General features: G+C 71.1%; 9 protein-coding genes. 4 read left to right on the top strand and 5 right to left on the bottom strand.

Features of this window, described 5'->3' with window-relative positions:
• Window positions 1-67: 67 nt before the first annotated feature.
• Together CED_RS08265 and CED_RS08270 are read left to right on the top strand one after the other, a co-directional pair.
• The gene (locus tag CED_RS08265) at window positions 68-268 is read left to right on the top strand and encodes a hypothetical protein (protein ID WP_011437872.1); all 201 of its coding nucleotides are present in this window, start codon (window positions 68-70) and stop codon (window positions 266-268) included.
• A gap of 200 nt (window positions 269-468) precedes the next feature.
• Window positions 469-1,560 carry a YihY/virulence factor BrkB family protein gene (locus tag CED_RS08270; RefSeq protein WP_235186965.1) on the top strand — a complete coding sequence of 364 codons (1,092 nt, stop codon included), beginning with the start codon at window positions 469-471 and terminating at the stop codon, window positions 1,558-1,560.
• Here the strand turns inward: CED_RS08270 and CED_RS08275 are convergent.
• The gene (locus tag CED_RS08275) at window positions 1,554-3,014 is read right to left on the bottom strand and encodes an LCP family protein (protein WP_035909698.1); all 1,461 of its coding nucleotides are present in this window, start codon (window positions 3,012-3,014) and stop codon (window positions 1,554-1,556) included. The two genes, CED_RS08270 and CED_RS08275, sit on opposite strands and share 7 nt — an antisense overlap.
• 1,126 nt (window positions 3,015-4,140) lie before the next feature.
• Between CED_RS08275 and CED_RS08280 the strand changes: the two genes are divergently transcribed.
• Window positions 4,141-5,547, top strand: coding sequence for an aminopeptidase P family protein (locus tag CED_RS08280; RefSeq protein WP_035909699.1), 1,407 nt, complete (start codon window positions 4,141-4,143; stop codon window positions 5,545-5,547).
• A 221-nt stretch (window positions 5,548-5,768) separates the two neighbouring features.
• Here the strand turns inward: CED_RS08280 and CED_RS08285 are convergent, their stop codons facing one another.
• Window positions 5,769-6,110 carry an Lsr2 family protein gene (locus CED_RS08285; protein WP_035909653.1) on the bottom strand — a complete coding sequence of 114 codons (342 nt, stop codon included), beginning with the start codon at window positions 6,108-6,110 and terminating at the stop codon, window positions 5,769-5,771.
• A 664-nt stretch (window positions 6,111-6,774) separates the two neighbouring features.
• On the opposite strand from CED_RS08285, the gene CED_RS25165 reads away from it, so the two are divergent.
• Window positions 6,775-7,101, top strand: a complete 327-nt coding sequence (locus CED_RS25165) for a hypothetical protein (RefSeq protein WP_049760977.1) — start codon at window positions 6,775-6,777, stop codon at window positions 7,099-7,101.
• A gap of 403 nt (window positions 7,102-7,504) precedes the next feature.
• Here the strand turns inward: CED_RS25165 and CED_RS08295 are convergent, their stop codons facing one another.
• The 3 genes from CED_RS08295 to CED_RS08305 all read right to left on the bottom strand — a co-directional run bounded on the left by CED_RS08295 (window position 7,505) and on the right by CED_RS08305 (window position 15,089).
• Window positions 7,505-8,329 carry an ABC transporter ATP-binding protein gene (locus tag CED_RS08295; protein WP_011437878.1) on the bottom strand — a complete coding sequence of 275 codons (825 nt, stop codon included), beginning with the start codon at window positions 8,327-8,329 and terminating at the stop codon, window positions 7,505-7,507.
• A 203-nt stretch (window positions 8,330-8,532) separates the two neighbouring features.
• Window positions 8,533-11,925: a SpoIIE family protein phosphatase gene (locus tag CED_RS08300; protein ID WP_235186966.1), complete on the bottom strand. Its 3,393-nt coding sequence runs from the start codon at window positions 11,923-11,925 to the stop codon at window positions 8,533-8,535.
• Window positions 11,926-12,470: 545 nt separating this feature from the next.
• On the bottom strand, window positions 12,471-15,089 hold the full coding sequence (locus CED_RS08305) for a bifunctional GNAT family N-acetyltransferase/acetate--CoA ligase family protein (protein WP_011437880.1): 2,619 nt from the start codon (window positions 15,087-15,089) through the stop codon (window positions 12,471-12,473).
• Between the last annotated feature and the right edge of the window lie 6 nt (window positions 15,090-15,095).

A 15,095-nucleotide genomic window follows, 5' to 3' on the forward strand; every position in this document is an offset into this window, starting at 1 on the left:
CCGGCTGTGAGTAAACCGTCACATGGTCAGTTGGAACGTCTGACCGCCTAACACAGTTGGAGTAGATGTGACAGGGACTATCACGAAGCCGACGCTGACCAATCTTGATCGTTGCGACCGGTGCGGTGCCCAGGCCTACGTGCGGGTCGTGCTGCCCGGGGGCGGCGATCTCCTGTTCTGCCGGCACCACGCGAAGTCGCACGACTCGAAGCTGCGTGAGATGGCTGTTGAGTATCACGACGAGACCGACAAACTCAGCGTGTCCTGAACTCGGCCGCCCAGGCACCCTGAAGGGGCACATCACGATCTAGCGATGTGTCCCTTTTGGCGTATNCAGGATCCCTGACCACTTCCCTCGCCGCTGGCCGGCGGCCCATCCGTTACTCCGGGCGGCCTCCGCCGCGATCATCCACTCCGTTCCCGGGTGCCCTTCGGCACCCGGGAACGCCAGGCCATACGGTGGGGGCCGTGTCCGCCGCGGGAAACAAAACACCGGCTCCCGTGGCATCGTCCCCGGTGAGCGGCCGCTGGATGGTGTTGCTGCGCAGGGTGGTCGTCGAGGTGAATCCCGGGCTGCTAACGCGGGCCAGAAACCGTCACGCCGCGACCTGGACCGCCATCCGGCGCAGCACGCTGTTCCACCGGCTGGATCGCCAGCGCCGCCGGCTGCCCCGAGGACCCCTGCGACTGGCCCATCGGACCATCACCAATGCCTGGCGGCACCGGGTCCTGGGGCTTGCGGCCGAGGCGGGATTCTGGCAGCTGCTGTCCCTGCCCCCACTCCTGCTGTCGTTGTTGGGAACGCTCGGCTACGTCGGTGACGCCATCGGAGCCGACGCCCTCGACAGCGCCCGGCAGAGCATCCTTCACGGCGCCGGCGGCCTGCTGACCGAATCGGTGGTCGACGACGCGGTGCGCCCGACCATCGACCAGATCCTCTCCCGTGGCCGACCGGATGTGATCTCCATCGGTTTCGTGCTGTCCCTGTGGACCGGGTCGACCGCGATGGCGACCTTCGTCAACACCATCACCATCGCCTACGGCCAGCGCGAGCTGCGCTCGGCGGTACGCAGCCGGCTCCTGGCGCTGTGGCTGTTTCTCGCCCAAGTGGCCAGCGGGGTCATCCTCCTGCCGGCGCTGGTCCTGGGGCCCGAACTGATCTCGCGGATCTTCGACGCCAGTCGCCATCCCCTCGTCAGTACCCTGATCACACTGCTTTACTGGCCGGTCGTGGGACTCGTGGCCCTGGCGATGCTGACCTCGCTGTACCACCTCTCGCTGCCGGTACGCCGACCCTGGTGGCGGGCGCTGCCCGGAGCGATCCTCGCGCTCGTCTGCTGGCTCGTGGGCAGCGGCGTGCTGCGGTACTACCTGGAGATCGTGTTCAGTCACGAACTGGTCTACGGCTCGCTCGGATCACCGGTGGCGGCGCTGCTGTTCTTCTACATCACCGCGCTGGCCGTGTTGTTGGGCGCGGAGCTCAACGCGGCGCTGGACGAGCAGCCACCGCGCCGCCGGGGCAGCCACTCGGCGCTGAACGCCTTGAGGCCGCCTCAATAGGTGCAGGACACCCCGCCCGCGTCACCCGGGACGGACCTTCCCGCCGCGCTGGTCGGGGACCAGACCACCGGTACCGCGGCGGACACCGGTACCGCGGCGAAGGAGCCACCCCCCGCGCCGGCCGGGAGTGCGCCGGTGGAGCTCCCGTCGGCGACACGACCGCCGAAGGGCTTGAGGAAGGTGCCCAGCTGGGCTGGATCAGGAACTAGGACGCTCTGCCCCCCGCGGGTGCCAGCTGCCGCCGNCACCGTCGTGAACGCGACGCCGCCCGATCCGATCGACTGCATCCGCACCGCGAGAAACCGGAGGTCGGCGAGGGAGGTGGCCTCGTCGAGCGTCAGCGCCGAGGTGGCGGAGTCGACCACCCCGAGCAGCTTCGCCGGGTTGAGCAGGGTGTCCGTCGACGCGATCCGCTGGAAGACGGCACCGAGGAACTGCTGCTGGCGGCGGATGCGGTCGATGTCGCTCTCGGGTAGGCCATACCGCTGCCGGACGAAGGAGAGGGCCTGCGCCCCGTTCAGCGTGTTCTCGCCGACCTGACCGGAAAACCCGGAGTAATGGTCGTGCAGGTTGTCGAAACCCCGTGCCTTCAGCTCGGGGGGAAGCTCCTTGATGCAGACGGTGNCCCCGCCGAGGGCGTCCGTCATCCCCTGGAAGCCGATGAAGTCGATCTGAACGTAGTGGTCGACCCGGATCCCGGTGAGGTTCTCGATCGTGGCCACGAGCAGGGACGGCCCGCCGTAGGAGAAGGCGGCGTTCAGCTTGGACCGCTGCGCCGCGTGCTGCGTGCCCGCCGCGTCGGTGTACGCGGGAATCCGCACCCACAGATCCCGGGGGAAGGAGATGAGAGTCGTCGAACCGTCGCCGTCGAGGTGGGCGAGGATGGTCGTGTCCGACCGCTGCCCCTCGACCTGGCCGAACTCGCCGTTGGTCCCCGTCCGAGTGTCCGACCCCACGAGCAGGATGTTCTGCGTTCCGCCCGATGCGGACGCCGGCCGGTCCGCGCTGGCGGAGAAGGCCAGCGGGATGTGATGCACCCTACCGTCGTAGTGCTTCAGCACGGCCCAGCCACCGGTCGCCAGGATCAGGACGAGGGTCGCCAACACCGCGGCCATGGCGGTGAGACCGCGCCGTAAGCCGCCCTGCCCGGGTGCCACGGGACCCTCCGGGGCCGGCCGGTCATACCGGGGCTCGGCCGCCGGGTGATCGATGGGGTACCGGCCGTAGGGATCGGGGTAGGCGCCGGGGGGTACGCGCGGCTCGTCATCATCGTGACCCCGCGGAGCGGGCCGGTGCTCCCGGCGCGGCCACTGCCCGACGGGCCAGTCCTCCTCAGGGGCCCGGCGTGGGTCCCGCGGGTCACGGACGGACCGGCCAGGCCGCTCGCCGTCCCGGCGTCCCGCCGTCGGCCCGTACCGTTCCGGACGATCCGGACGATCCGGAGGCCAGGTCATGGCCGCGTCCTCCTCCCTCATCCACCGGGATGAGATCATCCGCGCCAGTGGCGCCGCCCGGGGTCGGCACCGTCCACCACCGGCGCGAACCCGCCGGACCACCTTGGCACGACGTGGGCGCGGACGGACCGGAACCCTCCCGGACAGTCTTTTCGATGGTGACGGGTGACGGGCGTCATGGCATTCCCGAGGGGTTGTCGGATGTACGACCTCGCAGGCCCCCGGCCGGCCCGCGGACCGTGCGGACTCCGACGGTGCCGCCCGGACCGTCCCGGCCGAGCCGAGCGGCGGCGGACCCNGGCTGACGCCGAGCATCGAGACCGGTCGCGGGCCCGATCCCGATCCTGCGATCCCGACGACAGCCACCGGTATCGGGATGCGCAACAATGATGCCGGTACCCGATGGTGTTCGCGACACGCAGTGCAGTACCCGAATCGAGTGCAGTACCCGAATCGAGCACAGCACCCGAATCGAGCACAGCACCCGAATCGCACGATGCCGGTGGCTATCGGACCGGCATTACGGCACACCGAGGACGTCCGCCCCCGGACCGACTCGATCCGTGCAACGTGGACCCGCCTTCCCCGCCGACCGGCAGATGAGTTAACAGTCCACGACGGAAGGTCACAACCGATCGGATCCCCCAGATCTCCCACAACCGATTGCGTGCCCTCGTTAACTCACCCGAGGTGGGAGGAACAGTCTTCATGGAAGGGTCCGAAGGCGGCGAAGTGGGTAGCGGCGTTCGGGCCCAGGTCGCGACGCGACCGCCCACATCGGCCCGGCATCACCGCGGCGGCGCGATGCACCAAATGCCCGGCGGACCAACGACGAGAAGTCCGGCCAACGCGCCGGGCATGGCGGTGCGCCTCGCGCTACCCGCCGTCCGCAACGGGGCCTACCGTTAACGGTATGAGTGCCCAGTCCCACCAAAGCTCACCTCCACCGACCGGCACGGGGGTGCCCGAGAGCGCGCCGGCCGGGCNTGATCCGAACCTCATCACGACCGACGAGCCGGGCGTTGTCCCCACCGGGGCCAGTGAACCTCCGGCATCGGATGATTCCGTGCGCGAACCCGGACAGGCCAACCACGACGAGGAACCACACGCGGCGTTCCGGCGATTTATGTCGACCGGGTGGGCGCCGATTGACGACGCTGTGCCATCCCGCGATGACTGCGCACCCTACACCACGAAACGTCGCGCCTTGTTGGGTTCGCGGTTCCCGGCGGACGCGCTTGTGGTGCCGAGCGGCGGTCTGCGGGTACGGGCAAACGACACAGATTTTCCGTTCCGTCCCGGAAGTGACTTCTTCTGGCTGACCGGCTGCCATGAACCCGATGCCGTGTTGGTTCTGCTACCCAACGCGGCCGGTGAGCATGATGCGGTGCTCTATGTCGCCGGGCGGTCCGACCGGTCGAGCTCCGCCTTCTACACCGACCGGCGATACGGGGAACTGTGGGTCGGTCCCAGACCGGGGGTTCGGGAGACCACGGCACAGCTGGAGATCGAATGCCGGCCGCTCACGGAGCTCGCGGACGCGCTCGCGCGGTTGGCACCGGGAAACACCCGGGTACTACGCGGAGTCGATCCGGTCGTGGACGGTTCGGTGCTGCGCTGGTCCGGCCGGGGTGGACCAGGAACCGACCGCGATCTGGCCCTCGCANAGGCCCTTTCCGAGCTGCGGCTGCTCAAGGACGACTTCGAGATCGCCCGATTGGACGAGGCGATCGCCGCGACCGTGCGTGGCTTCACCGAGTGCGTGGGAGAAATCGGTCGGGCGATGGACCTGCCCAACGGAGAACGATGGTTGGAGGGGACGTTCTGGCGGCGGGCCCGGGTGGACGGCAACGACGTGGGATACGGTTCCATCGTCGCCTGTGGCCACCACGCCACGACGCTGCACTGGGTCCGCGACGACGGGCCGGTACGCGCCGGTGATCTCGCCCTGCTCGACATGGGGGTCGAGGGACGGTCCCTCTACACGGCCGACGTCACCCGCACGCTTCCGATCAACGGACGGTTCACCGAGGTGCAACGCCAGGTCTATGACGTGGTTCTTCGCGCCCAGCAGGCCGGGATCGACGCGGTCCGGCCGGGAGCGTCCTTCCTGGAGCCGCACCGGGCCGCCATGCGGGTCATCGCCACGGCGCTCGACGACTGGGGGCTCCTGCCGGTCAGTGCGCAGGAGTCGCTGACCGAGGACCCACGCTCCCCGGGAGCGGGCGTCCATCGCCGCTATACCCTGCACTCCACGTCGCACATGCTCGGATTGGACGTGCACGACTGCGCGCAGGCGCGCGACCAGACCTATCGCGACGCGGCGCTGGAACCGGGCATGGTATTGACGGTCGAACCGGGCCTGTACTTCCAGCCGGACGACCTGATGGTTCCGCCGGAACTGCGAGGCATCGGCGTCCGGATAGAAGACGACATCCTGGTCACCAGGGATGGAAGGCGGAACATGTCCGCCGCACTTCCGCGAACCGCGGAAGACGTCGAAAACTGGATGGCCCGGCAGCTGCCGAACTGACGGAACGAACAGATCTGGCGACGGACTGCGTCAGCGGCAACGCCAATAGTTCCTGCCACACCGGCNCGGTCGGTGTGGCAGGAACCTGACCATGCAAAACCTGATCACACGATCTTCGGTCCGCCGGATCGCGCGGCCCGTCGTCCAATACCACGGGCACTACCGCTACAAGGGGTTCCACTGCTCCGGTCCCTACCCCGGAAAAGCAGTCAAGACCAGGATCAGTGGGCCTTGTCGTACGCCTCGACGATGTTGGAAGCGATACGCCCCCGGTCACTCACCGTGTAACCGTTGCTGCGCGCCCACTCACGAATGTCGGCGGTACGGTCGGTTCCGCCGGTACGGCGCGAAGCGGCACGCACACCACGCCGGCCACCCGCCGCCCGACCGCCGGAACGGCGAGCCGCGGTGACGAACGGAGCCAACGACTCACGCAACTTCGTGGCGTTCTTCTCCGACAGGTCGATCTCATACTGCGCACCGTCGAGTCCGAACCGGACGGTCTCGTCGGCCTCTTCTCCACTGANATCGTCAATCAACGAGACGATGGTCTTCTGGGCCATGCCACTCTCCTTCAGGTCAGCGGACCGCAGAACTCACGCGTCTATTATTACCACGAGAACGCGGGGAACTGTCACGCCTGGTTCGTCGGGCTCGCAGGCTTGGGTCGCCGAAGACGAAGTCAGCGCTCAACGCACGCCGCCCTGGCAGTCGGAGTGCGGAACCCAAAGACAGGGAGCAAGCTCCACATGATAGAGGGATGATCATGTTCTGCGAATCACACCTTCCCAGTCGAAAGGCCGACCGCAAGCGGACAGTTGGGCAGGCGTGGACCGAGCGGCGTCCATGTCCTCCGACCTTGGGACACCGATCGTGTTCGTCTACCGACTCCCGTGGACGATTGCCCGGCAAACGGCGGGCAACAGCCGCCGGCGCCTTTGGGGTGGTGGTGCCGCGAGCGGAACCGACCGGTACGAATGCCAAAGGGGATCGCCGCGCCGGATGAGTACCCCTGATTCCGGCGCCGCCGGTATGAGCCGACCCACGGACGAGTACCCGCGCACGTGGGTGGTAGACGGTGCCAACGTGATTGGCTCCCGGCCCGACGGGTGGTGGCGGGACCGCCCAGGAGCGGCCGGACGGCTGGTCGACGCTATTTCGGCGCGGATCACCCGTCCCGGCACGCACCCGCGGCCATCATCGAGGCCGGAATGGCCTGAGCGGATCGTGGTCGTTCTCGAGGGTGCGGCACGGGCCGGAGTTCCCGAGGGAACCGTACGGCCCGGAAAGATCACACCCGAAAAGGTCCGGCCCGCGGACGTCGCGCCAGAGAAGGGCCGCCACGTTCCAGCGAGGGCGGACCGCGCGGCACCGACCATCGTCGTCGTGCACGCCCCCGGGCACGGCGACGACGCCATCGTGGCGGCGGCGCGCGACGCGGTCGCGCCCGTGGTCGTCATCACCTCGGATCGGCAACTTGCCGGCCGGCTGAGGTCGCTCGGCGCGGGTGTGCGACGGTCGGGATGGTTGTGGGAGCTGCTCGACGAACGATGAACGACGGCCAACCAGCGACGGGTCCGGGGGCAACCGGCGGTCAGCGTCCGTCCGGGTCGCCGGCCGGCCCACGAACGGACGAGCCTCGGAGAGGGAGCACGACGGCCGCCGCGAAAAAATACACCGGCGATACCGGAAAAGGCGCGCTACGACGGGCTGAGGCCGCTTGACGGGGATGGACGGCCCACCGGACCGTACGCGAAACGCCGGGACCGAGCGGTGACTCGGGACCGGATCACGTCGGGACGGTCACCGCACCCCGCCGATCGTGGTCATCCGACCATCGACCGACCCCGTCCGACCATCGACCGACCCCGGTCACGGCCGATCGGCCCCTGAACGGACAAACACCCCGCGGCACAGACTCAGCCCCGCGGCACAGACTCAGCCCCGCGGCACAGACTCAGACCGAGGCGGATACCGGATGCCGGGGAGGCGGTCCAGCGGCAAGCCGGGCGGTGTAGCGACCGGCCGCCACGCCGACCTCCAACGGAATCCCGAAGCAGGAGGACAGCGCCTGCGCGGTGAGGACCTGCGCGACCGGACCGGCCGCAAGCGCCTGGCCGCCGCGCACCAGCAACGCGTGGGTCACCCCGACCGGGATCTCCTCCACGTGGTGGCTGACGAGGACGAGGACAGGAGCGATGGGGTCGGCCGCGAAGCGGGTGAGCCGCCGCATCAACGCCTCCCGCGCACCCAGATCGAGCCCGGAGGCGGGCTCGTCGAGCAGGAGGAGTTCCGGGTCGGTCATGAGGGCCCGGGCAATGAGCACGCGCTTGCGCTCTCCCTCGGAGAGGGTTCCGAACCGACGGTCGACCAGTCCACGGCACCCGAACTGGGTCAGCAGGCCGGCCGCGCGGGTGAGATCGACCTCGTCGTACTCCTCGTCGGCGCGGCCCAGCACGGACCAGCCGGCGGTCACCACCGCGTCGAGTACCCGCTCGTCGGCGGGTGGCGTCTCCACCAGCGCCGGGCTGACGACACCCACCCGGTATCGTAGATCGAGAAGGTTGACCTTGCCGAGACGGGCGCCGAGCAGGTCGACCGTGCCCCTGGTGGGAAACAGCCGGCCCGAGGCCACCTGCAGCAGGGTCGTCTTCCCGGCGCCGTTGGGACCGAGGACCACCCAGCGCTGGCCAGGGAACACCGCCCACGACACGTTCCTGAGCAGGTATGACCCATCTCGCACGACATTGACATTGTCGAGGCGCAGCACCGCGTCCGGCATGCAGCTCACGTTACGCGACACCAGACTTCCTGATGCCGCCGGGACGGCCGGTCCACCCGTATCAGGCCGTCTCGTGCCGTAGCCGGCAGGTCAGCCCGTCACCCGGGCAGCCCCGCCCCGGCCGTCCGGACGGATTCACCCGCCGGACTGAGGTAAATCGGACAGATATAACAGACCACGCAATTGACCCTCTGGCCATGGCGTCAGTCCGGTTCGGGCGGGGTCGTCCCGGTCAGGTCGATCTCGGCCCACACGGCCTTCCCGTCGGGGACCGGACGGACGCCATGCCGAACGGCGAGCTGGGAGACCAGGCCGAGCCCGCGGCCGGCCTCATCCTCGGCCGCGGCGTGGCGCCGCCGCAGCACCCGGCCGCCACCGTCGGCGACCTCGACGACGGCCCGGTCGCCCAGCAGCCGCAGCCGCACCGACAGTGGTGGGCGACCGTGCCGCACCGCGTTGCTCGCCAGCTCCGACAGCACCAGAACGATGGTGTCGACGACTTCCGAGGCCAGCGGCGCGTTCTCCAGCGCGAGCCTGGCCTGAGCCCGCACGGCGCGCAGGCTCGCCGCACCGTCGAAGGTGACGTCCAGGAGGGCCGCCGCGGCCGTCGGTTCAACGGGCAACCGGGCGAACAGAAGCGCGACGTCATCGGCCGCCACCTCGTCGGCCGCCCCGTCGGCCGCCCCGGAACCCACTGGGCCGGGGGCGACGGCGGGACCGAGACCGGCACACGCCGTGGTGACCAGGTCGTCCAGATTCGCGGTGAACCTGTCGCTGGCGCGGGCGAGCGCGGCCGCGAGCTGCGAGACCCCGGCGTCGAGGTCGCGCGCACGTCCCCGGACGAGCCCGTTGGTGAACAGGGCGATCAGATATCCCCGTCCCAGTCGCACCGTGTACTCGGTCACGTCCGACCGGGCCACCCCGAGTGGAGATCCCACCGCCATGTAGAGCCTGGAGACCAACCCGTCCGGCGCGACGACCAGGGGCGGCGGGTGCCCGGCACTCGCCAGCGTCAGCACCCCACTGTCGATCTCAACGACCGCGTAGATGCAGGTGGCGATCTCCTCCCCGGGCAGGTCCGCGACGATGCCGTCCAGCAGCGTCAGCACCTCGGCCGGGGGAAGATCGAGACGGGCGCAGGTGCGGGCCGCCGCGCGCAGCTGCCCCATCACCGCGGTCGCCCGGATCCCTCGGCCCATCACGTTGCCGATCATCAGGGCGACTCGCCCGGCTCCCAGGTCAATCACGTCGAACCAGTCGCTACCGGCGTCGTCATCGACCCCGCCGGGCAGGTAACGGGTGGCCACCTCGAGCCCGGACGGGACGGCGGGTGGAGAACCGCGCAACGCCTCGCGCAGTGCCAGCGCATTGCTGCGCTCGGCGGCCCCCCGATCGATCCGGTCCAGGACGACCCCCACCCGGGCGGCGAGTTCGGTCAGCAAGAGCAGATCCGCTTCGGTGAACGGAGGTCGATCCGCAACGGCGGTCACACTCAGTACGGCGACGACGTGGCCGACCCGTACCACGGGTACGACAGCCATCGTGTGGGCCCCCACCTGGCGGATCCACCGCTCGGCGTCGGCCGGCGGATCCCACTCGCCCGCTGTCAGTGCGACGATCAGCCGTTCGCCCCGGCGGGCGGCCCGGGCGAACGGACTCGCCGGCGACGTCGCCGCGCCGGCCCCCGAGGCGAACGGAGGCACCGTGCCAAGCCCGTCACGGGCCAGGACGACGAGTGGACGCAGCTCGGGCACCGGCTCTGCCGCCCGGTCCCCCGCCGTCTCCTCGGCCCCGGCCTTATCCCCGGCCTTATCCCCGGCCGCGTCCCCGTCCCGGACGGACACCGCGGCAGCGCTCCAGGACGCCGGGACGGGAGCGGGTGTGCCAGTGACGAGCTGGACAACACACAGGTCGGCGACCTCCGAGACGATCAACTCGGCCAGGGAGCGCAGGGCGACGGGAGGCTCCACGGCCGCGGCCACGATCCCGGTAGCTCGCCCCAGCAGCTGAAGGCGTCGATCGGCGAGTGCCAGGGCGGCCTGCGCCTCGCGCGTCGCAGCCAGGGTCCGATGACCGCGCGCGGCGTCGGCGGCGAGCTGTTCGTAGCCGGTGGCCCGTTCCAGGGCCTGCGCGCAGGCGTCGGCGATCGCGATGAGGGACGCCTGATCAGCGGCGGTGAACTCCCGCGCCTGGCGGAACCCGAAGGTCACCACGCCGAAGGGGGCGCCGCCCCCGACGGCCAGCGGCAGCATCGCCCAGGCATGCTCACCCGCCGCGGCGGCGACGTCGGCGACCTCCGGCACCGGCCAGCGGGCGAGCAGCTCGTCGCGGTCGACGAGAAACAGCGCACGACCGCCCCGCATGACCTCCGCCACCGGATGTACCGCCCCCAGCGCCACCTCCGACCAGCGGGCGAGGCCGTCGGCGGGACCCGGCGGGGCGTGGAAGAGCAGCCGGTCGTGCGCCTCGTCCACGAGCGCGACGCCCCGGCCGGCGGCCCCGGCCATCCGCCCCCCGACGTCGAGGACGGTGGCGACGACGTCGTCCACGGTCAGGGTCCGGGCGAGCGCCACGGCCAACGTCGCGGTCTGTTCGGCCCGTTCCGTCGCGATCCGGGCCCGCTGGTCGGCCGTGGCCCGGTCGGCCTCGGCGGCGCGTACCTCGGTGAGGTCGCGGATCNCCCCGAGCCACTCGCTGGGCCGGCTGTTCGGCCGGCCGGCCGCCGGCATGGGAACGATGCGGGCCTCGACCACCCGCATGGCGGTGCGGTCGCCTCCGCCACCGGAGATCCGGAACTCGGCCTCGAAGGTCTCACCGTGCTCGATCGCCCCGTGCCAGGCGCGCCCGACCCGCTCCCGGTCGTCGGGGTGGACCACGCCGAGCCAGCCGAACCCGGCCAGCTCCGCCGGATGCCGCCCGGTGAAGGCCCGCAGGCGGGGCAGATCGGCATCGAGTGCCCCGTCGCCTTCGGCGTGGAACACGTCCACCGCGGCGGCGTCCACGAGGCCGAGGTAACGTGCGTCGGCCCGCGCCCGCTCCCCCTCGACCGCCCGCGTCCCGCTGGCGTCGATCGCGACGAACGCCACGCCCACCAGCCCGACCTGAGGGTCGTTCACCGGATACCAGCTGGCGAGCCACGTCTGCGGCGGCCCGGAACCATCGGTGGCGACCATGACCTCCAAGTCCACCACCGGCTCGCCGGTGCGCAGTACCCGTGCCAGCAGAGCGTCGAGTTCCTGGCCGGTGTCGCCGAGGAGCTCGGAGACGGTACGGCCGAGGTGCTCGTGGACCGGCCGGCGGTCGAACCGGGCAAGTGTGTCGTTGACCCGCAGGAACCGCCCGGCCCGGTCGAGCAGGGCGAGACCGACCGGGGCCCACGCGAACAGCGCGTCCAGCATCACGAACGTGGCCGCGGGGTCGGTTCCCGGGGCGTGTCCGGGCNGGGGGAAAGCGGACCGGACACGCCCCGGCAGCCCCGCCGGATCGGACCGGCGCATCCCTGGCGCCTCCGGCGCGCGGCGCGGCTCGGTGCCGTCGATGACGTCCCGCGTGACCGGCTCGGCGGTCACGGCCGAAGCGGCCGGCCGGGCGACCATGGGCCAGCCCTCGGGNAGTCCGGGNAGCTCGGGGNCGGCTCCCCGGTCTTGACCGGGGCCGGTCTCCGGGCCGGGAGCGTGCTTCGGGCCGGGGACCTGGTTCGGGCCGGGATGCGCGCGTGGGGCGGGGTTGGTGTGTGGGGCGGGGTTGGTGTGTGGGCCAGCCGACGGTCCCCCTTGGGATCGGGTGACCGGATTCGGTCCCGGGGAGACATCCCCCTGGCCGGACGGAACAACGCCCGATGACGGGGAGGCGGATCCCGGGGGGCTCACGGAGAAGCGCGCACCCGCGGGCCCCGCGGCCACCGACCCCAGATCCACCGACCCCAGATCCACTGACCCCAGATCCACCGACCCGAGGTCCCCCGGCAGCGCCTCCGACAGCCCAACGTTCGCCGGCCGGTACATCGGCACGAGAGACGCCTGCCCAGGCATCCCCTCTACGGGGGTACCAGGCGTCCCGGCAACTCCCGCAGAATCAGGGGAGAGCATCGGGAATGCGCCGGAAGCGGGCCGGACAGGCGGCTGCGCGGAGTGCGGCGACGTCATGGGAGACGATTGTGGACGGCGTGCGCATGTTGTGCTGAACCACCCCGGATAGTCGCCCCGTCCGGAGTCGGGTGGTTCGGTGTCCAGAACCGCCGAGGTCCGACGTCCGCGCGGGGCGCCGACGGTCCAGCAACGATCTCCACGGACAGCACGGTCACCCGCCCGGTCGACACGATCACTGGATCCAACGTGAGATGAACCACCTCCGGCACGTCGTCGGCGAGCCGGGCGATCTTGAGGAGCAGGTCCTCCAGCGCGGCGATGTCGACCGGCGTCGAGCCGAGGTATCCCAGCAGCAGCGGCGCCGCCCGCACCGAGCGCACGAGGCGCGCCGCGTCAACGTCGGTGAGGGGAAGGATGTGATGTGCGCGGTCCTCCAGCAGCTCGGTCGCGGGGCCCGAGAGGCCGAACGAGACCAGGGGACCGTACCGGGGATGCTCCTCGGAACCGACAACCACCGACACGCCGACCGGGGCCATCCGCTGGACGACAATCGGCACCTCCGCCCCGAGCTGGGAGCGCAGCGACGCCCATGCCGCCCGCACGGCTGCCGCGTCGGGCAGGTCGAGACGCTGACCGCGCAGGTCCGGACGATGCCGGTAGGGCCGCGACCGCGCCTTGAGCGCCACCGGATAGCCGCGCTGGCCCGCCGCCTCGACGGCCCGGCGCGGGGACGTCACCAGGACGGCCGGCTCCACCGTGACGCCGTAGCAGTCCAGCAGGGCGGCAGCCCGATCCTCCGGAAGGCGACCGGTGAGTCCGGCGACGAGCGAACGCGCCTCGTCTGCTCGCACCGTCGTCGTCGGCACGGTGCCGATCGGGCGCGCCCACCACTGGGCGTAGCCCACCACCCGGCGCAGCGCGGCGACGGCAGCCTCCGGCGACGAATAGGCCGGGATGCCAGCGAGCTCGCCGGGCATCTCGACCCCCTGCACGGCGGCGAGAACCGGGATCTCGATGGTCGCGGCAGCCGCGACGGCGTCCACCGCGATCGGCCCGGCCGGGGAGGGCGGCAGCCGGACCAGCGTGGCGATCAGCGCATCCGCCCGGTCCGCGGCGGAGGTCAACGCCCGGGTGAGGTCCCCGGGGGAGCTGCCAACCGGGAGGAGCACCTCCTCGACTCTGAGCCCGGCCGCGTCGGCGGCGCGGGCCGTCAGCCGGACCAGGGCCCGGGAGTCGCCGACGACGGCGACCCGACCGCCCGCGGGCAGCGGCTGCGTGGTGAGCAGCAGCGCGACGTCGAACGCCTGGGAGACCTGGTCGACGCCGATCACCCCGGCCTGCCGCAGAAGCGCGTCGTCAAGGGTCGAACGGCCGGAGTACACGACGATCACTGGTTTACGCCGACCCACCCGCCGGGCCAGCCGGGCGAACTTGCGGGGGTTACCGAAGGTCTCCAGATGCATGATCACCGCGTCGGTCTCGGGGTCCTCCTCCCAGTACTGGAGCAGGTCGTTGCCGCTCACGTCGGCCCGGTCCCCGGCGGAGACGAAGACCGACAGACCGACCCCGCGCGCGGCCGCCGCCGCCAGGATGGCCCCGCCGAACGGACCCGACTGGGAGTAGCAGCCGATGCGGCCGGCCGGGGGCATCCGGGGCACCATCGAGGCGTTCAACCCCGCCGCCGGATTCTGGATGCCCATGCTCGCCGGGCCGACCACCCGCATGCCATCCGCCCGGGCCTCAGCCACCAGGGCCGCGTCTGCGGCGGCGTCGCGCTGGTCGGTGAGGACGACCAGCCCCCAGACTCCCGCCCGCCCGCAGGCGGCGACGACGTCGGGCACCTGCGCGGGCGGCACGCACACCACGGCCAGGTCGACCGGACGCGGCACGTCCTCGATGCCGGCGTAGGCCTGGATCGACGCCACCGCGCCGCCGGCCGCGGCCGCCGCCGGGTTCACCGGGTAGACGGGGCCGTCGAAACCGCCGGCGAGCAGGTGACGCAGGACCGCGTTGCCCACGGACGCGGCAGACCGCCCCGCACCGATGACGGCGATCGCGCGCGGATGCAGCAGCCGACCGATCGAGGCGGCCTCGGCATGGTGCTCCCGGGCCCGCATCACCCCGACCGACTTCTGGGTGGGGGTGATCTCGAAGGACAGCCGGACCGCGCCCGAGTCCCAGGTCCTCGAGACCGTGTAACCGGCATCGAGGAAGACCCGGATCATCTGCTGGTTCTCCCCGAGCACGTCGGCGTCGAAGCGGCGGATCCCACGGTCCCAGGCCGCGGCGGCAAGATGCTCCAGCAGCACCGAACCCAGCCCTCGTCCCTGCTGGGCGTCCTCCACCAGGAAGGCGACCTCCGCCTCGGTCGGCCGTGCGGCGGTGCTCTCCCAGTGGGAGACCGCGACCAGGTCGTCGCCGATCATCGCGACGATGGCGCCGCGCAGCCGCTGGTCCACGGTCGTCATCCGGTGGATGTCGGCGTCGCTCAGGGCACGGCGCACGGCGAAGAACCGGAAGTAGATCGACTGGGTCGACAGCCGGGTCCAGAAGGTCCGCAACAGCGGGCCGTCCGTCGGCAGGATCGGGCGGATGTGGGCGGTGCCGCCGTCACTGAGGATGACGTCGGCCTCCCACTCGGCCGGATAGACGACCGGAGGCTCGGTGCTCACGCGGCG

The organism is Frankia sp. CeD (assembly GCF_000732115.1).
Lineage (GTDB): Bacteria > Actinomycetota > Actinomycetes > Frankiales > Frankiaceae > Frankia > Frankia casuarinae.

Coding starts and splice junctions, on each gene's coding strand:
- CED_RS08295 (WP_011437878.1), bottom strand. CDS start 8,329: ATGCCGGACGCGGTGCTGCGCCTCGACAATGTCAATGTCGTGCGAGAT.